General features: G+C 62.2%; 18 protein-coding genes. 10 read left to right on the plus strand and 8 right to left on the minus strand.

Going from position 1 to position 17871, the window contains the following annotated elements:
* Window positions 1-189: 189 nt before the first annotated feature.
* The 4 genes from NKH13_RS19260 to NKH13_RS19275 all read right to left on the minus strand — a co-directional run bounded on the left by NKH13_RS19260 (window position 190) and on the right by NKH13_RS19275 (window position 2787).
* A complete protein-coding gene (locus NKH13_RS19260; RefSeq protein ID WP_352913723.1) occupies window positions 190-438 on the minus strand; it encodes a hypothetical protein in 249 nt (82 codons plus the stop codon).
* Between the two features lie 191 nt (window positions 439-629).
* Window positions 630-890, minus strand: a complete 261-nt coding sequence (locus NKH13_RS19265; protein ID WP_352913726.1) for a hypothetical protein — start codon at window positions 888-890, stop codon at window positions 630-632.
* A gap of 101 nt (window positions 891-991) precedes the next feature.
* A complete protein-coding gene (locus tag NKH13_RS19270; protein ID WP_352913728.1) occupies window positions 992-1891 on the minus strand; it encodes a proline iminopeptidase-family hydrolase in 900 nt (299 codons plus the stop codon).
* A gap of 170 nt (window positions 1892-2061) precedes the next feature.
* The gene (locus NKH13_RS19275; RefSeq protein ID WP_352913731.1) at window positions 2062-2787 is read right to left on the minus strand and encodes a helix-turn-helix transcriptional regulator; all 726 of its coding nucleotides are present in this window, start codon (window positions 2785-2787) and stop codon (window positions 2062-2064) included.
* Between the two features lie 299 nt (window positions 2788-3086).
* On the opposite strand from NKH13_RS19275, the gene NKH13_RS19280 reads away from it, so the two are divergent.
* The 10 genes from NKH13_RS19280 to NKH13_RS19325 all read left to right on the plus strand — a co-directional run bounded on the left by NKH13_RS19280 (window position 3087) and on the right by NKH13_RS19325 (window position 13768).
* Window positions 3087-4760, plus strand: coding sequence for an ABC transporter substrate-binding protein (locus tag NKH13_RS19280; protein ID WP_352913734.1), 1674 nt, complete (start codon window positions 3087-3089; stop codon window positions 4758-4760).
* A 107-nt stretch (window positions 4761-4867) separates the two neighbouring features.
* Window positions 4868-5896 carry an ABC transporter permease gene (locus tag NKH13_RS19285; RefSeq protein ID WP_352913737.1) on the plus strand — a complete coding sequence of 343 codons (1029 nt, stop codon included), beginning with the start codon at window positions 4868-4870 and terminating at the stop codon, window positions 5894-5896.
* Window positions 5896-6870, plus strand: a complete 975-nt coding sequence (locus NKH13_RS19290; RefSeq protein WP_352913740.1) for an ABC transporter permease — start codon at window positions 5896-5898, stop codon at window positions 6868-6870. The genes NKH13_RS19285 and NKH13_RS19290 overlap by 1 nt, the downstream gene beginning before the upstream one ends.
* Window positions 6860-7882, plus strand: a complete 1023-nt coding sequence (locus tag NKH13_RS19295; RefSeq protein ID WP_352913743.1) for an ABC transporter ATP-binding protein — start codon at window positions 6860-6862, stop codon at window positions 7880-7882. The genes NKH13_RS19290 and NKH13_RS19295 overlap by 11 nt, the downstream gene beginning before the upstream one ends.
* The gene (locus tag NKH13_RS19300) at window positions 7879-8865 is read left to right on the plus strand and encodes an ABC transporter ATP-binding protein (protein ID WP_352913746.1); all 987 of its coding nucleotides are present in this window, start codon (window positions 7879-7881) and stop codon (window positions 8863-8865) included. Before NKH13_RS19295 ends, NKH13_RS19300 begins: the two co-directional genes overlap by 4 nt.
* 332 nt (window positions 8866-9197) lie before the next feature.
* Window positions 9198-10406 carry an ABC transporter substrate-binding protein gene (locus NKH13_RS19305; protein WP_352913749.1) on the plus strand — a complete coding sequence of 403 codons (1209 nt, stop codon included), beginning with the start codon at window positions 9198-9200 and terminating at the stop codon, window positions 10404-10406.
* An 11-nt stretch (window positions 10407-10417) separates the two neighbouring features.
* Complete coding sequence (locus NKH13_RS19310) at window positions 10418-11191, plus strand: ABC transporter ATP-binding protein (RefSeq protein ID WP_352718034.1); 774 nt, start codon at window positions 10418-10420, stop codon at window positions 11189-11191.
* A complete protein-coding gene (locus NKH13_RS19315) occupies window positions 11184-11894 on the plus strand; it encodes an ABC transporter ATP-binding protein (RefSeq protein WP_352718035.1) in 711 nt (236 codons plus the stop codon). The genes NKH13_RS19310 and NKH13_RS19315 overlap by 8 nt, the downstream gene beginning before the upstream one ends.
* A gap of 7 nt (window positions 11895-11901) precedes the next feature.
* Window positions 11902-12789 (plus strand): branched-chain amino acid ABC transporter permease, encoded by an 888-nt coding sequence (locus NKH13_RS19320; RefSeq protein WP_352718036.1) that lies wholly within the window; start codon window positions 11902-11904, stop codon window positions 12787-12789.
* A 1-nt stretch (window position 12790) separates the two neighbouring features.
* Window positions 12791-13768: a branched-chain amino acid ABC transporter permease gene (locus NKH13_RS19325; RefSeq protein ID WP_352718037.1), complete on the plus strand. Its 978-nt coding sequence runs from the start codon at window positions 12791-12793 to the stop codon at window positions 13766-13768.
* A gap of 19 nt (window positions 13769-13787) precedes the next feature.
* On the opposite strand, the gene NKH13_RS19330 is transcribed toward NKH13_RS19325, so the two are convergent.
* Genes NKH13_RS19330 through NKH13_RS19345 form a run of 4 tightly spaced genes read right to left on the minus strand, consistent with a single transcriptional unit; the run spans window position 13788 to window position 17817 of the window.
* Window positions 13788-14963: an ABC transporter ATP-binding protein gene (locus NKH13_RS19330; RefSeq protein ID WP_352718039.1), complete on the minus strand. Its 1176-nt coding sequence runs from the start codon at window positions 14961-14963 to the stop codon at window positions 13788-13790.
* On the minus strand, window positions 14956-16098 hold the full coding sequence (locus NKH13_RS19335) for an extracellular solute-binding protein (RefSeq protein ID WP_352718041.1): 1143 nt from the start codon (window positions 16096-16098) through the stop codon (window positions 14956-14958). The genes NKH13_RS19330 and NKH13_RS19335 overlap by 8 nt, the downstream gene beginning before the upstream one ends.
* A 22-nt stretch (window positions 16099-16120) precedes the next feature.
* Window positions 16121-16942, minus strand: coding sequence for an ABC transporter permease (locus NKH13_RS19340; protein WP_352913754.1), 822 nt, complete (start codon window positions 16940-16942; stop codon window positions 16121-16123).
* Window positions 16939-17817, minus strand: coding sequence for an ABC transporter permease (locus tag NKH13_RS19345; RefSeq protein WP_352913756.1), 879 nt, complete (start codon window positions 17815-17817; stop codon window positions 16939-16941). The genes NKH13_RS19340 and NKH13_RS19345 overlap by 4 nt, the downstream gene beginning before the upstream one ends.
* Window positions 17818-17871 lie beyond the last annotated feature (54 nt).

Consider the following 17871-nt stretch of genomic DNA (forward strand, 5'->3'; position numbering starts at 1 on the left):
TCAGTTCGCCTGTTTCGCAAACCGCCGGCCGAGCCAATCATTCCGGGCTCGCTGGGTGCTGTGGTGCGCATGACGCAGCGAGCACTGGCGTTTGTGCCAAGTTGGCAACACCTGTTGCACACATGCCAAGGCGGGATCGAAGACCAAGGTGGGATCGAGACGGAATTTGCCGCCATTCAGGCATATTGCCTATTCTGTGTTTCTCCCGGGCGATACCGGCGATGCTTCGGTGTCGGAATAGCTGCCGGGGACGAAACAATATGCATAGATCTGTCCCCGATTTTCGTCAGTCACACGGATCCAGTCCTTTTCCCATTTTCGGAAGGTAATATGTCCATCGGTCACCATGGCCGCAGCTCTGAACGGACTCGGCGCGTTGACGACGCGCACCGAGATCACATCGTCGCCGTCCATACGCTCGACGAGATACGTCTGCATGAAAGCCTCCCGCTAAACCACCCGAACTTTAACGGCCGCTAATGGTTTCGGTTGCAACGTGCTTGGCGAAATTTGGGGTGCACACGTTCCATACCCGCAGGCACCGAATTCCTTCGCACTCGGCGTCGACCGCGCTGGTCTCCCCTGTCGTCAACGGTTCGCGCGCCCTGAGCGTCGAGACCAAAAGAAGCTCAAGACAGCTCAGCGCGCTGAGATATCGGCCGGATGGCACAGCGCGCAGCCTGCGCGCCGCCCAGACCGGCACCATCGCCGCGCCGATTTCGGACGTCACCACCCCCTTTTTCGCCGAGTTCGTATGCGGAGTGGAGGACGCGGCCCACCAGCGCGCCGAGCGCTATAATATTCTGCTGTTCAACACCGACGAGAAACACGGCACGCGAAGCGCGCGAGATCGACCGGGTGCTGGAGCGCCGCATCGACGGCATCGTCATGGCACCGGCGGCGGCAACGAGGAGTTGCTCGCCGACCTTGCCGAGAGCGGACTGTCACTCGTCTTCGGCCACCGCAGGCTGAAGGGCGTGTTGCTGGAACGTCAATCGTATTTGGCCAGGAAGCGCCCGACGGCGGTGAGGCAGTCGTGCTTTTCCTCGACATGCGGCATGTGGCTGGAATTCGGGAAGACCAGGCCTTCGACGTACGGGATAAGATCCAGAAAGGGCTGGACGCAGGCCTCGGTCGCTTCGTCGTAGAAGCCGCGGAAAACCAGGGTCGGCGCCTCGATCCGATGCAGGCGGTCGACGATGGTCCAGTTCCGCATCGTGCCGATGACGTGGAACTCATTGGGACCATTCATGGTGTGATAGACGGTCGGATCTTCCTCGATTGCAGCAAATGTCCGGGCGACCTCTGGCGGCATTGGAACGACGCGACAGACATGACGGTCGTAGAAAGCCTTCGTCGCCGCAACATATTCGGGGTGATCGGTGGTTCCCGCCGCTTCATGCCGGTTGAGCGCACTCTGAACATCGGCTGGCAACTCGGCGCGCAATTGCCGGGCCCCGTCCACCCACAGCGCCATCGAGGCCAGTGAATTGGCCAGGATCAATGCCCTGAGCCCCTCAGGGCGGCGCACGGCGTGCTCGGCCGAGAGTATGCCGCCCCAGGACTGGCCGAGCAGGGCGTGGCGGCTGTCGATGCCGAGATGGGTGAGCAGCGCATCGAGTTCGCCCAGGAAGAAATCGACGGTCCAGAAGTCGCCGCCCTTGTCCGGCAGATGGGTCGATTTGCCATTACCGATCTGATCGTAGTGGATGACGGCTCGCCCGGTTCCGGCAAGCTCCTTGAATGAGTCCACATAGTCGTGCGTGCAGCCCGGTCCACCATGAGCGACGACCAGGGGCAGCTTGCCCGAACCGAGGTCTCCGGTCACGCGGTACCAGGTGCGATAACCGTTGTAGTAGCTAAATCCTTCAGTGATCGCATGTGCCGTCACAATCCAAGCTCCGCATCATGGCGCAGCAGGAGCCACTGTGGGCCCTCCCAAGCCTTGTTTTGCGGCCGACGGTACTAAGCGGCCCGGCGCATTTACAGCTAGCACTATTTATAGGTTTGCCGGTTATGGGTTTGCCCGGGAGGAGGCCGATCGCCCGCAGGTCGCGAGCCTCAATGCTCCGGTTCGAGCAGCCGGTAATGGGCGGCGAGCGCGATGGCATGGAAGCGGTTGCGCGCGCCAAGCTTTCGCGTCGCCGCGTTGAGGTGCAGCGTTGCGGTAGGCACCGCGCGGCCAATCTCACGCGCGACCTGCTTGGCCGTCAGTCCGGCAGCGGCCAGGCGCAGGCACTGGCGTTCGCGCGACGTCAGATGGACATGTTGGCAGGTGCGGATTCCGGCGTCGAAACCGGCGTAGACGGAGTCATGCAGCAGATGACCCAGATCGCCGATCTCGGCGATGAAGGGTCTGGCTTCGAGCTCGAACCCGGCCTCCGGATCGGCACGGATCGCGGTGAAGGTGGCGAGATCGCCGCCGGCAAGGCGAATGGGTACGGTGACGCCGCAGGTCATCCTGGTGTCAAGCAAATAGCTGACCACAGGATCGTGCTTGGACTGGAGCACGCGCTGCATGACGGTGCTCTGAACGCCGCTGTGCGACCAGAGAAACGGTCTCGATACGGTGAGCGCGGCCTCCTGCACCGGGTCAAGCTGATAATATCCGCCCTTGCACCAGAGATCCTGCATGTCGCGCGGCACGTTGCGCAGAGCCATCAGCGAGGGCGTGATAAGCTCGCCCTTGTGACTGACCGGCACGGGCGTATAGTCGTAGATGAATGCAGTGAAACCGATCGGCTCCAGCACCTCCGTCGCCACCACCATGGCAGCGTCGATGCTCATTCCAGTTCGGAACCGGCTCTCTAGATCGCCTGGAAGGCTTTGCATCCGGCAAGCTTACCCGCTGATGATTGCTTGTCAAATAGCCATGTCGGCCGGCTGCTCAACAAATAGGCGGGATAAGCCTGTCCGACCCTATCTATCTTAATAGCTATCCCGTCCGGCTTCGCTCGCCGTAGTCTTTTGCGATTGGGCGAAGTAGCGGACGCCGTTCGCAAACCCAGACTGTTTTCAGCCGCGCGATGGTCGATCCACCGGGTTCAGCGCGGCAAAAGCCGACACGCCTCCATGAGGGAACAAATATGCGACTCCAAAAAGCATTTACAGCGTTGATTCCCGGGCTGGCTTTGCTCGGCGTGACGATGATGTCGCCGGCAAGCAGTGCCTTGGCCGCCGAGGGCAAGCCAGGCGGCACGCTCCGACTGCTGGCCAATGCCGCGGCAGGCACCGCCGATCCGCACATCAACTACACGCTGCAGTATTTCCAGATCAATTATGTCCTCTACGATGGCCTGGTGACCTACAAGAAGGCCGGGGACAAGACGGGCTTCCAGGTCGTCGCGGATCTGGCGGAAAGCCTCCCGCAGGTCGAGAACGGCGGCAAGACCTATGTCTTCAAGCTGCGCAAGGGCATCAAATTCGCGGATGGCTCGGATGTCACCACGAAGGACGTGGTGGCTTCGTTCCAGCGCATCTTCAAGATCAGCGGGCCGACGGCCGGGACCTTCTACAAAGGCATCGTTGGTGCGGATGCGTGCTTGAAGGCGCCCGCGACATGCACCCTCGACGGCGGCCTGTCGGTTGACGATGCGGCCGGAACCATTACCTTCAAACTCGTCCAGCCGGATGCCGAGTTCCTGCAGAAGCTGGCCGTTCCACACGCGTCGATCCTGCCGGCGAGCGCGCCGCTCAAGGACGCCGGCACCGATCCGATTCCGGGCACCGGACCCTATATGATCGCCAGCTACGACCCCAACAAGCTGATGAAGATTGTGCGCAACCCTCATTTCAAGGAATGGAGCAAGGAAGCGCAGCCGGCCGGATATCCGGACGAGATCGACTATGAATTCGGCCTTACCGACGAGGCGGCGGTGACGGCGGTCGAGAATGGCCAGGCGGACTGGATGTTCGATCCGCCGCCGTCCGACCGTCTCGCCGAACTCGGCACCAAATATGCCAAGCAGGTCACGGTTCACCCGCTGACGGCGATGTGGTACGCGCCGATGAACACCAATCTGGCGCCGTTCAACGACATACGCGTTCGCCAAGCCGTGAACTTCGCGATCGACCGCGCCGCGATCGTCAAGCTGTTCGGCGGCAGCAATCTGGCGCAGCCGGCCTGTCAGATCCTGCCGCCGGGCTTCCCGTCATTCGCAGCCTATTGCCCGTTCACCGCCAATCCAGGTGAGAAGTGGTCCGCGCCGGATATGGACAAGGCCAAGCAATTGGTCGCTGAATCGGGAACCGCAGGTCAGGAGGTGACGATCATCACCGAGGACACCACCGTCTCCAAGGCGATCGGCGTGTACCTGCAGGACGTGCTCAACCAGCTTGGCTACAAGACGTCGGTCAAGCCGATCTCGCAGAACATACAGTTCACCTACATCCAGAACACCAATAACAAGGTGCAGATTTCGATTTCGCAATGGTTCCAGGATTACCCGGCGCCGTCGAATTTCCTGCAGGTCTTGTTCAGCTGTGCCTCGTTTACGCCGGGCTCCGACGCCTCGGTCAATATTTCGGGGTTCTGCGACAAGTCGATCGACGCATCGATGGACGAGGCAGAGGCAGCCACCATCGCCGATCCGGCCAAGGGCGCGACACTCTGGACCGCCATCGACAAGGCCGTGACGGACAAGGCTCCGGTCGCTGTCCTGTTCACGCCAAAGCGCGTCGATGTCATCTCTTCCAGGCTGAAGAACTTCACCTTCAGCCCGCAATTCTACTGGATCGTCAGCCAGTCCTGGGTGGAATAGCCGACCGGAGCCAATGCGACGGAGTGCCGCTGGCTCTCCGTCGCATTTCCTTTTCCGGCGGATCAGCGCATCTTCCAGGCCGCGATTTTTCCTAGGCAATCCTGTTCATGGTCAATGTCATTGCGGACCAGCCCGCCATCCCGGTTCGCCGGGCCACCGATGGCCCGTGGCGCACCGCTTGGCGCAAGCTGAAAGGCGATCGTTCGGCAATATCTGCCTTCGCCGTGCTCGTCGTCATCGTGATCGCCTCGCTCGCGGCGCCGCTTTATGCGCGATACGTCTCCGGCACCGATCCATTTGTGACCAATCTCAATGGCGAGATCGTTGTCGATGGGGTGACCCAGCCGGTGCTGCAGCCCTCCACCGAAGGCCTTGGCCTCGGCATGACGCCGATCGGGCCGACCTGGCGCATCGGCCCCTATATGCTCGGTGCCGACAACCAGGGCCGTGACGTCGCGGCGCGGCTGTTTTACGGCGGACGGGATTCGCTGTTGATCTCCGGTGCTGCAGCCGTGCTGTGCCTTGTCCTCGCGACGTTTCTGGGGGTCGTTTCCGGCTTCTTCGGCGGCATCGTCGACATCGGCCTGTCGCGCATTCTCGACGTGCTCTGGGCCTTTCCGATTTTCCTGTTGGCGATTTCGTTGTCGATCGTGCTGATTGCGCAGAGCATCCAGATCGGTCCATTCGAAATCCGCTCCGGCAGCCTGTGGCTACCGGTCTTCATCATCGGCATCGTCTATGTGCCCTATGTGGCGCGACCGATCCGCGGCCATGTCCTGACCTTGATGCATGCCGAATTCGTCACCGCTGCGATCGGCCTAGGCGCGTCGCCCTGGCGCATCCTTTTGCGCGACATCATGCCCAATGTGGTGACCCGCATCATCGTTTTCGTGCCGTTGATTCTGGCGCTCAACATGATGACGGAATCCTCGCTGTCGTTCCTGTCGATCGGCGTGCAGCCGCCGGATGCCAGCTGGGGCACGATCATCCAGGACGGCCAGGGCCTGCTCTATTCGCGGCCGGTCGTGGCACTGGCGCCGGGGCTAGCCATTGTCATCACGGTGCTGGCCTTCAACATTCTGGGCGATGGCGTGCGCGACGCGCTCGATCCGAAATCCTCGCCGAGGGGCGTCTAGTGGTTGCCGCGCTCGGCTTCCGGCTTGGCCAGATGGTGCTAGTCATGTTCGGCATCAGCGTCGTCGCTTTCCTGATCTTCTTTGCGACGCCTGGCGCTGATCCATCGGCGCGCATTGCCGGCCGCAATGCTTCGCAAGAGACGTTGATCCAGGTGCGCCACGATTTCGGTCTCGACCGGCCATTGCCGGTGCAATATGGGCTGATGATGAACCGGCTTTTCGTTAGCCGCGATCTCACCTCCTTCGTCAATCGCGGGCAACGCGTCATTCCGACCGTGATAAGCGCCATTCCCGTAACGCTGTCGCTGGTCGGTGGCGCGGCAGTGCTGTGGGTGCTCGGCGGATTGATCGTCGGGGTGATCGCAGGCGCAACGCGCGGTACATTCGTGGATCGGGCGCTGATGATCCTGAGCTTGATAGGCGTGTCGATCCCGGTCTTCTGGCTGGGCGAGGTCGCCAACCTGCTGACACAAAGCCGCTGGCACGACAGCTGGCTGTTTTCCTGGGTTCCTCCGCTCGGCTACATCCCCCTGACCGAGAACCCCTGGGGCTGGTTCAAGGCGCTCGTCATTCCGTGGTTCACGCTGGCAACCCTTTATGTCGGCCTCTATGGCCGGGTGCTGCGGGCAAGCCTGATCGAGATGATGCAGGAGGATTTCATCCGCACCGCCCGGGCCAAGGGGATCGGCGAACGCCGGGTGCTGCTGCATCATGGCCTCAGGACCTCGCTGGTCGCATTTGTTACCATGTTCGGCCTCGATTTTGGTGCCCTGGTCGGTGGCGGCGCGCTGCTGACCGAAGTGGTCTTCGGACTGCAGGGCGTCGGAAAACTGACCTATGAGGCGCTGCAGACCCTCGATCTGCCGATGATCCTGGCCACGGTGATTTACGCCGCCTTCTTCGTGGTGATGGCAAACTTCGTCGTCGACGTCGTCTTCGTCATCGTCGACCCGAGAGCGCGCAATGTCGGCTGATGCTCCTCTTTTGGTGGTCAAGGACCTCACCGTCTCCTTCCGCAGCGACGAGGGCCTGGTGCGCGCGGTGGGAGGTGTTTCGTTCTCCGTCGAGCAGCGCGAAATCGTCGGTGTGGTTGGCGAGTCCGGTTCGGGCAAAAGCCAGACCTTGCTCGCCATTATGGGGCTGATCGACAGCCCCAACGCTATCGTCTCCGGTTCCATCCGTTTCATGGGACAGGAGCTGATCGGGCTCAAGCGGCGTGCGCTCGATGTCATTCGCGGCCGCCAGATCGCGATGATCTTCCAGGATTCGATGTCGGCGCTCACCCCAGTGCATACGATCGGCAATCAGATCGGCGAGCAGGTGCGCGCGCATGAAAAGGTGTCGGCGAAAGCGGCGCGGGCGAGGGCGGTGCAGTTGCTGGATGCGGTCGGCATCGCATATCCGGATCGGGTCGTCGACAGCTACCCGCACCAGCTTTCCGGCGGCATGCGCCAGCGTGCGGTGATTGCCATGGCGCTCTCCTGCAACCCGGCGCTGCTCGTCGCGGATGAACCGACTACAGCCCTCGATGTTACGGTGCAGGCGCAGATCCTCGAACTGATCGGACGACTGCGCGACCAGTTCGGCTCCGCCGTGATCCTGGTCACGCATGATCTTGGCGTCGTCGCCGAAGTCGCGGACCGGGTGCTGGTGATGTATGGCGGACGCTTTGTCGAGGAGGGCGGCAAGAGCAGCGTGTTCCGGGCGCCGCTGCATCCCTACACATGGGGCTTGTTCGGCTCGATCCCGCCGATGGAGGGACCACGTCCAGCCCGGCTCGCCGCCATCCCGGGGATTCCGCCGTCGCTCTCCGACCTGCCGAAAGGCTGCGCCTTCAGCCCCCGCTGCGCCTTTCGCCACGACGCCTGTCTGGTTCAACTGCCGATCATGCAAGGCGAGAGCCATCGCGCCGCCTGCCTGTTGCCGGAGCCTACGCGCAGACAGCTCGCTGCCCAGAGGGCTGGCGGCGTGGAGATGCAACGATGAATGCCGTGCCGCGCCCGCTGCTTCGCGCCGGCGATCTGTCGAAACGTTACAGCGTCGGCCGCTCGATCTTTCCGGCGCAGCGCCGGACGGTGCATGCGGTCGATACGGTGTCGCTCGACATCTGGCCCGGGGAAACGCTCGGCATCGTCGGTGAGTCCGGTTGCGGCAAGTCCACGCTTGGCCGGTGTCTGGTGCGCCTGACCGAAATCAGCTCGGGGTCGCTGGAATTCGAGGGCCGCGATATCAGCGACGCATCCCAGGGCCAGCTCCGTCCGCTGCGGCGGCAAATGCAGATGGTCTTTCAGGATCCCAGCGCTTCGCTCAATCCGCGCCGGCGGGTCGGCGATCTGCTGGCCGATCCATTCCGCATCCATGAACGCCTCTCGACATCGGAAATGGCGGACCGCGTGGCCGACCTTCTGCGCCGGGTCGACTTGTCGCCCCAGCACGCATCGCGCTATCCGCACGAATTCTCCGGCGGCCAGCGTCAGCGTATCGGCATCGCCCGCGCGCTGGCGCTGCGGCCACGGCTGATCGTGGCCGACGAGCCGGTCTCGGCGCTCGACGTGTCGATCCAGGCGCAGATCGTCAATCTGCTCGCCGACTTGCGCGAGGAGTTCAACCTGACCTATGTGTTCATCGCTCACGACCTTTCTGTCGTGCGCCAGATCTCGAGCCGTGTGGCGGTCATGTATCTGGGATCGATCGTGGAGAGCGGGCCGACCGACGAGGTCTTTGCGGCGCCCAGACATCATTACACCGCAGCGCTGCGTTCCGCCGTGCCGGTACCCAGCATCGACCGGGCGCGGCGCGGCCGGCTGGTGCTCAAGGGTGACCTGCCCAGCCCGATGAGCCCACCCTCCGGGTGCCGGTTCCACACCCGTTGCCCAGCTGCCACCCCGATCTGCCGCAGCGAGCGTCCGCTTCTCCAAAGCATTGGCGAGGGCCGCCTGGTTGCGTGCCATCATCCAGCCGAGGGTTGACGATGGGAATTCTCGGTCAGCGATATCGGATCAGGACCGTTCAGCCGTAATCGTTGCTTCGGCGAGAATAGAGGCCGATCTGGACGCCGCACGATCCGACGCTATGTTGCGCTTCGGCGGTGCGCGGCCGGCATCGCAAATGCCTAATACTAAAGTAACTGTTCTCGCGTTGCCGAGCGATGCTACGATTTGAGGGACGGGCATAAGCGGCCGTAGAGCGCTGCGTGATTTTGCGCCGGAGAGGATGGAAAGTGGGAGGCCACTCTTTCGTGCCGCAGCAGGCAGCCGCCGATATGTTGCTCGGTTGTCGATCATAAGGGAGGAAGTCACCAATGAAGATATCGTACCTGGTCTCGGCCGCGCTTCTTGCAGCGACTGCGATGCCTGCCGCAGCCGCCGAGGTTTCCGACGGCAAGGTCAAGATCGGCATTCTCAACGACCAGTCGGGCGTCTATGCAGATTTCGGCGGCAAGTGGTCGGTCGAGGCCGCCAAGATGGCGGTCGAGGATTTCGGCGGCAAGGTGCAAGGTGCGCCGGTCGAGATCGTCAGCGCCGACCACCAGAACAAGCCGGACATCGCCTCCAACATTGCGCGGCAGTGGTATGACACCGAACAGGTCGATTCCATCATGGAACTAACAACGTCCTCGGTGGCGCTCGCCGTCCAAGGGATTTCCAAGGAAAAGAAGAAAATCGACATCGTCACCGGCGCCGCGACCACCGAGCTTACCGGCAAACAGTGCTCGCCCTATGGCTTCCACTGGGCCTACGACACGCATTCGCAGGCAGTGGGGACCGGTGGCGCTCTCGTCCAGCAAGGCGGCGACAGCTGGTTCTTCGTCACAGTCGATTATGCATTCGGCTATTCGCTGAAGGAGCAGACCGCAAAGTTCGTCGAGAGCCATGGCGGCAAGGTGGTTGGCGAGGTGCGTTACCCGCTCGGCTCGACCGACTATTCATCCTTCCTGCTGCAGGCGCAATCGTCGGGCGCCAAGGTCATCGGCCTGGCGAATGCTGGCCTCGACACCTCCAACTCGACCAAGCAAGCGGCCGAATTCGGTATCGTGCAGGGCGGTCAGCGGCTTGCAGCACTTCTGTTCACGCTGGCCGAGGTGCATGGGCTCGGCCTCGAGGCGGCGCAAGGCGTGGTGCTGACCGAAGGTTTCTACTGGGATCGCGACGACAAGAGCCGCGAGTTCGCCCAGCGGTTCTTCAAGCGCACCAACCGCATGCCGAATATGATCCAGGCCGCCACCTATTCGGCGGTGACCCAGTATTTAAAGGCGATCGACAAAGCCGGCACCGACGGAACCGAGGCGGTCGCCAAGGAATTGCATGCGATGCCAGTGAACGACGTCTTTACGGCAAACGGCAAAGTGCAGGCCGACGGCAACATGGTTCACGACATGTATCTTTATCAGGTCAAGTCGCCGAGCGAGAGCACCAAGGAGTGGGACTATTACAAACCGCTCGCCACGATCCCCGGTAACGAGGCGTTTCTGAGCCCCAAGGAGAGCGGCTGTCCCACCGCCGGCGAGTGATTGGCGGACCGATGGAACCGCCCGAACCGAGTGAGCCGCGGGTGGTGCTTTCCGCCCGAGGCCTGCGGCGCGACTTCGCCGGTTTCGTTGCGGTCAGGAATGTCGATCTCGACCTCTACCACGGCAACATCCACGCGCTGATCGGGCCCAACGGCGCCGGCAAGACCACCGTCTTCAACCTGCTCACCAAGTTCCTGCCGCCGACCAGCGGCAGGATCGAACTGCTCGGCCACGACATCACCCGCACCTCGCCAGCCAAGGTCGCGCGGATGGGCCTGGTGCGCTCGTTCCAGATCTCGGCGGTGTTTCCACATCTCAGCGTGCTCGACAATGTGCGCGTTGCGCTGCAGCGGCCGGGCGGGCTCAGCGTTCAGTTCTGGCGCTCGCTGTCTGCGCTCGATCGATTGACGCCGCGCGCCGAGGAGCTTTTGCGGTCGGTCGGCCTCGACGATGCCAAGAACAGGCCCGCCGCCGATCTCTCCTATGGCAGGAAACGCGTGCTCGAGATCGCCACGACGCTGGCGCTCGACCCGAAAGTGCTGCTGCTCGACGAGCCGATGGCCGGCATGGGGCATGAGGATGTGCGCACGGTTTCCGACATCATCCGCTCGGTCGCCAAGGAGCGCTCGGTGCTGATGGTCGAGCACAATTTGACTGTTGTAGCCGATCTTTGCGACTGGATAACCGTCATGCAGCGCGGCGAAATCCTTGCCGCCGGCGACTACGCCACGGTCAGCCGCGACGAGCGGGTGAGGATCGCCTATATGGGCACCGCCGATGAGTGACGCCGCGCCGCTTCTCGCAGTCCGCGGCCTCAACGCCTGGTATGGCGAGAGCCATGCGCTGCACGGCGTCGACCTGGACGTCTTTCCAGGTGAAACCGTGACGTTGCTGGGGCGCAACGGCGTCGGCAAGACCACGACATTGCGCGCCATTATCGGGCTGATCCGCCAGCGAACCGGCCAGATTTTTTTCGACGACAAGGATCTGATGCGCCTGCCGTTGCACCGGACCGCGCATCAAGGCATTGGCCTGGTGCCGGAGGAACGCGGCATCTTCGCAACATTGACCGTGGACGAGAATTTGGTCTTGCCGCCGATCGTCGCTGAGGGCGGCATGAGCGTGGAGGAAATATTCGATCTCTTCCCCAATCTGAAGGAGCGACGCAACAGCCCCGGCACCAGGCTGTCGGGCGGCGAACAGCAGATGCTGGCGATCGCGCGCATGCTGCGGACCGGCGTGAAAATGCTGCTTCTCGATGAGCCGACCGAGGGACTGGCTCCCGTCATCGTGCAGCGCATCGGCGACGTGCTGGCGACGATGAAAAAGCGCGGCATGACGATCCTGCTGGTCGAGCAGAATTTCCGCTTTGCCAGCCGCGTCACCGACCGTTTCTACCTGATGGAGCACGGCAAGGTCGTGGCGGGCTTTCCCGTCGGCGAACTGCCGGATCGTATGACGCTGCTGCATGAAGTGCTGGGTGTATGATGGCGCCATGACGATGATCTTCGGAATACCCGTTCAGGCTTTCCTCGGCCAGTTGCTGGTCGGCCTCATCAACGGCTCGTTCTACGCAATGTTGAGCCTGGGCCTGGCTGTCATATTCGGCCTGTTGCGCGTCATCAATTTCGCCCACGGCGCGCTCTATATGCTCGGCGCCTTCATCGGGTACCTGCTTCTCACCCGGTTCGGCATCGGCTACTGGCCGGCTCTGATCCTGTCGCCGCTGATCGTCGGCTGCTTCGGCGTCGTGGTCGAGCGCCTGGCGCTTTCGAGGCTTTACGACATCGACCCGCTCTACGGGCTGCTTTTCACCTTTGGCCTCGCGCTCGTGCTCGAAGGGGTGTTCCGTTACTACTATGGCGTATCGGGAAGTCCTTATTCCGTGCCGCCGCTGCTCTCCGGGGGAACCAATCTCGGCTTCATGTTCCTGCCTAATTACCGCGGCTGGGTGGTGGTCGCCTCGATGATCGTCTGTTTCGTCACCTGGGCGCTGATCGAGAAGACCAGACTGGGCTCCTATCTGCGCGCGGCAACGGAGAACCCCGGCCTGGTGCAGGCTTTCGGCGTCAACGTGCCGTTGCTGCTGACTCTCACCTACGGCCTCGGCGCCGCTCTTGCCGGGCTTGCGGGGGTTCTCGCCGCGCCGATCTATCAGGTGAGCCCGCTGATGGGATCTGACCTCATCATCGTCGTCTTCGCCGTCGTCGTGGTCGGCGGCATGGGATCGATCCTCGGGGCGATCGTCACCGGTTACATGCTTGGCCTCGCCGAAGGCCTGACCAAGGTTTTCTATCCCGAAGCCTCCAATCTGGTGGTCTTCGTCATCATGGCGATCGTGCTTCTGGTCCGGCCAGCCGGCCTGTTCGGAAGGGATGCCTGAGATGGCCGAACTCTCACTTCGCGAGACGCGCGTCAAAAGTTCGGTATGGCTTGAATGGACGCTGGTGGGGCTCGGCATCCTGGCGCTGCTGGTGGCGCCTTTCTTCGTCTATCCGATCTTCCTGATGAAGATGCTGTGCTTTGCGCTGTTTGCCTGCGCGTTCAACCTTCTGCTCGGCTACACCGGGCTGTTGTCCTTCGGCCATGCGACATTCTTCGGCGGGGCGGCCTATCTCACCGCATACGCGGTCAAGGTCTGGGGCTGGCCGCCGGAAGCGGGCATCCTGCTCGGTGTCCTGGGAGCCGCGCTGCTCGGCCTTGTGATGGGCTTCTTTGCCATCCGCCGGCAAGGCATCTATTTCGCCATGATCACGCTGGCGCTGTCGCAGATGTTCTTCTTCTTCTGCGTGCAGGCGCCGTTCACCGGAGGTGAGGACGGCATCCAGGGCGTGCCGCGTGGCAAGCTGCTTGGAATGCTCGACCTGAACGTATCGATCAACATCTATTATTTCGTGCTGGCAGTCTTCCTGATCGGCGTGTTCGCCATCTGGCGCATCATCAACTCGCCTTTCGGCATGATCCTGCGTTCCATCCGGGAAAACGAGAGCCGGGCCATTTCGCTCGGCTATTCCGTTGCCAATTACAAGCTGGCGGCATTCGTCATGTCGGCGACATTGGCCGGGCTGGCCGGCGCGCTCAAGGCGATCGTTTTTCAGTTTGCCACGCTCACCGACGTCACCTGGCAGATGTCGGGCGAGGTGATTCTGATGACGCTCCTCGGCGGCATCGGCACTATGGTCGGGCCGATCATCGGCGCCAGTCTGGTCGTCGGCCTGGAAAACACGCTCGCCACCTCGAGTTTTCCGGTGACCATCGCCACCGGCCTGACCTTCATGGTCTGCGTGCTGGTTTTCCGGCGCGGTATTGTCGGTGAGGTCTATGCGCGGTTTCTCGGGCCAAAGGGTGACGCGAAAGACTGAACGGCTCAGTTCCGCCTCGCTAGGCGATGCGTAAGCCTTGCGCGTCGAGAAGCACGCAGCCCAGCGGGTCGAAGCAGACATCGACCGTTTCGCCTTCACGCAGCGGCTGGCCGTCGATCAACGTGTTGGCGCGCACCTGCGTGCCGGCGCCGATGTCGATCTCGTAGACCGCATTGCCGCCGAGATAGGAGGTCGAGACGATCCGTCCCGCCAGCCTGTTGGCAGCACCGGCGGTACCGACGGTAAGCTTCTGCGGGCGAACGACGACGGTGACCGCGCTGCCGGTCGCGAGCGCCTTCGGCGCGGCCACCTTTACGACATGGCCGCTGGCCAGCGCGATCATCGCCATCTTGCCGTCCATCACCGTCACGCTGCCGGGCAGCATGTTGGCCTTGCCAAGGAAATTGGCGACGAATGCGGTGGCCGGCCGGTCATAGACCTGCGCGGGGGAGCCGATCTGCTCGATCAGGCCGGCGTTCATCACGACGATGTGGTCGGACATCGACAAGGCTTCTTCCTGGTCGTGCGTCACGAAGATAGCGGTGATGCCCGTCTCCCTCTGGATTTTCTTGATCTCGACGCGCATGTCCTCGCGCATATTGGCGTCGAGCGCCGACAAGGGCTCGTCCAGCAGCAGTACTTCCGGCTCGAAGACGATGGCGCGGGCCAGTGCGATGCGTTGCTGCTGGCCGCCCGAAAGCTGTGAGGGCAGCTTTGTCTCACTGCCGGGCAGCCGCACCATATCCAGCGCCTTCTTGACCCGGCGCACGATTTCCGGTTTCGGCACGTTTCGGTATTTCAGGCCGAATGCGACGTTGTCGAAGACGTTCTTGTGCGGAAAGAGCGCGTAGTTCTGGAACACCAGACCAATGTTGCGCTTGTAGATCGGGATGTCGTCGACCCGCTTTCCGCCGATCGAGATCTGGCCACTGGAGATGTCGACCAGGCCCGCGATCGATCGCAGGATCGTCGTCTTGCCGCACCCGGACGGCCCCAGCAAGGTGACGAAACTACCTTTGCGGATCGCCAGTGAAAAATCGCGCACAGCGGCGAACTTGCCGTAGAAAATATCAATGTCGCGAAACTCGACCGCAGGCTTTCCTATCGGCTGCCGCTCGCTCTGGGCGAGCGGGTCGCCAGCAGCCCCGGCCGAAGCCGGCCGGGGCTGATGGTCGTGGCTGTTGTCGTCATGCACCTTTCGACACCCTGTCCCACTGCTTGGTCCAGGCGTCTTCGTTCTTCGCCCAGTAGAGCGGATCGGCGAAGGTCAGCGACTTCATCGATCCGGTCGGGTCGAAGGCCGGAAGCGCGGCGATCTTATCGGTCAGCTTCACCTTGGTGGGGTCAAGGGACGGCGGATAGTTCTGGCCCTCGGCGACGGCGATCGACGTGGCCGGATCCAGCATGAAGTTGATCAACTCCTCGCATTCGGCCATGGGCGATCCCTTGAGCACCAGCATGTCCTCCATCCATGCGTATGAGCCGGCAGGGTCGAGATAGCCGATCGGCTGGCCCTGCTGCTGCAGGGCGGCGACACGTCCGGACCAGGCGTCGGTGACGACGATCTCGTTGCGCGACAGGAGGTCCATGAGTTCCGCGCCGGAACTCCAGAATTTCTTGGCCAGGTCGCGGGTCTCGCGAACCCTGGCCCAGACCGCATCCATATCCTGGATGTTGTTGGGGTCCTGTTTCGTCTGCAGCGCCGCATACCAGACGCGCGTCGTCATATCGGCGTAGCCGCCGATCTTGCCGGCATATTTCGTGTCGGTAAGCAGGTTGGCGCCCTTTTCTTTGGCTTCCTCCGGCGAGATGACCTTGTTGTTGTAGGCGATGCCGGTGGTGCCGTAATCATATGGCACTGCCGACAGCTTCGGCGTGATCTTGCGGAACGGCTCGATCATGGCGGTCAGCACATTCGCCATGTTTGGAATGTTCGCCTCGTTGATCTCCGAATTGAAACCGCCATTGACGTATTTGATGTAGTAGTTGACGCCGGAAGAATGGACGATCTGGAAGTCGCCTGGTTTCGAGGTCTTGATTTTGGTGATGATCTCGTTCTCGTCGCCAAAGGTGCCCTGGACGACCTTGACCTTGGACTTGGCGGTGTAAGGCTGGAACGCGTACTTGTCGATCGCCTCCTGCACCACGCCGCCCCATCCGTCGAAGCGCACTTCCGAAACCGCGGCCAGCGCCCGTCCCATCCAGGGCAGGGAAAGCCCGGTGGCGGCGGCAGCGGCGGCCGTCAGCGTCAGGAATGATCGCCGGCTGATGTCGCCATTGGCATAGCGTTCGTTGAGCCTCTCCAGTCGTTTGGTGGTTGTCAGTTTCATTTCCATTCTCCCATTTTCATTTTCACTTGCCTGCCTTGAACCAGGTCAGGCTTTGCAGGATGAGCCCGCCAGCCAAGGGAATGCCGACCGTCAAAAGGATCATGACGGTTCCGAGCGCGTTCACCTCGGGGCTGATCGAGATCTTCAGCATCGAAAGGATTTGCGTCGGCATGGTCTCGACGCCCGCCGGCCGCCAGAACAGGCTGGCCGAGGTGTTGTCGAACGAAATGGTGAAAGCGAGCAGAACACTGGCAAGCACTGCGGGAATGAGCAGCGGCAGCGTGATTTCGCGGAATGTCGACACACGCGGCGCTCCGAGCGACAGTGCCGCCTCCTCATAGGAACGTTTAATGCCGACCATGCGCGCCTGGACGATCAGCACCACGTAGGGGAGCGTGAGCAGAATGTGGCCGAGCACCAGAAGCGTCATACTGCGCGGCTGGTCGACGGCTTTGATCATGACCAGCAGGCCGACGCCGAGTATCGTTTCGGGGACCAGCGCGGGAAGAATGACAAGCGTGTTGATCGCCTGCTTGCCACGGAACTCGAAGCGCACCAGCGCCAATGCCGCCATGATGCCGAGCAGCGTCGTCACCGTCGCCGTCACCAGGGCAATCCACATCGATGTCCGGAAGGCGTCGAGAACCGGCTCGTTGGTGAGCAGCTTCTCATACCATCGCAGGCTGAAGCCGGTGAGGGGAAAGCCGCCGAACATCGAGGCGTTGAAGGAAAGCACGACCGTGGCGATGATCGGCGCGAACATGAAGACATAGACGCACACCGTGATCGCGCCGGTCAGCCGCCACGCCCATTTGCCTTCGCGATCGGGATGATCCGCTCTCATGCACTGAGACCCTTCATGATCTGCGACAGGCCCATATAGCGGCTGTAAGCGGCCGCGGCCGCGCCGAGCAGGACGAACAGGACGATGGAAAGCGTTGCGCCCATCGGCCAGTTGAGCTGCCCCATGATGGTGTCGTAGATCAAGTTGCCGAACAGCGCGTCGCGGCTTCCGCCGAGCAGCTGCGGCGTCACATAGGAGCCGGCCGCCAGCACGAAGCAGAGCAGCAGCCCGGCGCCCAGCCCCGGCATCGATAGCGGCAGGGTCACTTCGCGGAACGCCTGCGCGCTGGTGCAGCCCATCGAGCGGGCGGCGGCGATCAGCGTGCGGTCGATGCTTTCCAGGCTGACATAGACGTTCAGGATCATATAGGGCAGCAGAAAATGCAGCAGCCCCATGATGACGGCGCCCTCGGTGTAGAGCATCGGCAACGGCTCGTTGATGACGCCCAGCCTGATGAGCAGGACGTTGATCAGCCCCTGTTCGCCGAGGATGTGGATCCACGAGAACGTCCGGATGGTGAAGCTGATCCAGAACGGCACGATGAGCAGCAGCAACAGCAGCCATTTGTGCCTGAAGGTCGTGGCCCAGATGAAATAGGCGGGGAAATAACCAAGGATCGCGCAGATCACAGCGGTGATGGCGCCGACGCGAACGGTCTTCCAAAGAAAACCGTGATAGTAACTGTCGGTGAGGAATTCCTTCCAGTTGTCGAAGGTCAGCACCGCCGACTCCACCCCCGCGGTGACGAAGGTGAAAAACGTGTAGACCGTCATCATCGCGATCGGCAGCAGCAGGAGCAGGGTAAGCAGTAAAAGCACAGGCGCGACGAGGACCCAGGCCAGTCGCTGATCGTATAATTTCCACCCTTTGGTCACGACCCGTCCAACCGCTTTATGTGCAAGCCGCCATCACCGGGCTCGGCTCCGGAC

The sequence above is a fragment of the Mesorhizobium sp. M1348 genome, from assembly GCF_040317925.1.
In the GTDB taxonomy this organism is placed as follows: domain Bacteria; phylum Pseudomonadota; class Alphaproteobacteria; order Rhizobiales; family Rhizobiaceae; genus Mesorhizobium.

What these genes read in the sequence shown, in the direction of transcription:
- NKH13_RS19260 (WP_352913723.1), bottom strand. Translation starts at nt 438, where the DNA reads ATGCAGACGTATCTCGTCGAGCGTATGGACGGCGACGATGTGATCTCG.
- NKH13_RS19265 (WP_352913726.1), bottom strand. Translation starts at nt 890, where the DNA reads ATGACGATGCCGTCGATGCGGCGCTCCAGCACCCGGTCGATCTCGCGC.
- NKH13_RS19275 (WP_352913731.1), bottom strand. Translation starts at nt 2,787, where the DNA reads ATGAGCATCGACGCTGCCATGGTGGTGGCGACGGAGGTGCTGGAGCCG.
- NKH13_RS19280 (WP_352913734.1), top strand. Translation starts at nt 3,087, where the DNA reads ATGCGACTCCAAAAAGCATTTACAGCGTTGATTCCCGGGCTGGCTTTG.
- NKH13_RS19285 (WP_352913737.1), top strand. Translation starts at nt 4,868, where the DNA reads ATGGTCAATGTCATTGCGGACCAGCCCGCCATCCCGGTTCGCCGGGCC.
- NKH13_RS19295 (WP_352913743.1), top strand. Translation starts at nt 6,860, where the DNA reads ATGTCGGCTGATGCTCCTCTTTTGGTGGTCAAGGACCTCACCGTCTCC.
- NKH13_RS19300 (WP_352913746.1), top strand. Translation starts at nt 7,879, where the DNA reads ATGAATGCCGTGCCGCGCCCGCTGCTTCGCGCCGGCGATCTGTCGAAA.
- NKH13_RS19305 (WP_352913749.1), top strand. Translation starts at nt 9,198, where the DNA reads ATGAAGATATCGTACCTGGTCTCGGCCGCGCTTCTTGCAGCGACTGCG.
- NKH13_RS19310 (WP_352718034.1), top strand. Translation starts at nt 10,418, where the DNA reads ATGGAACCGCCCGAACCGAGTGAGCCGCGGGTGGTGCTTTCCGCCCGA.
- NKH13_RS19315 (WP_352718035.1), top strand. Translation starts at nt 11,184, where the DNA reads ATGAGTGACGCCGCGCCGCTTCTCGCAGTCCGCGGCCTCAACGCCTGG.
- NKH13_RS19320 (WP_352718036.1), top strand. Translation starts at nt 11,902, where the DNA reads ATGACGATGATCTTCGGAATACCCGTTCAGGCTTTCCTCGGCCAGTTG.
- NKH13_RS19325 (WP_352718037.1), top strand. Translation starts at nt 12,791, where the DNA reads ATGGCCGAACTCTCACTTCGCGAGACGCGCGTCAAAAGTTCGGTATGG.
- NKH13_RS19335 (WP_352718041.1), bottom strand. Translation starts at nt 16,098, where the DNA reads ATGAAACTGACAACCACCAAACGACTGGAGAGGCTCAACGAACGCTAT.
- NKH13_RS19340 (WP_352913754.1), bottom strand. Translation starts at nt 16,942, where the DNA reads ATGAGAGCGGATCATCCCGATCGCGAAGGCAAATGGGCGTGGCGGCTG.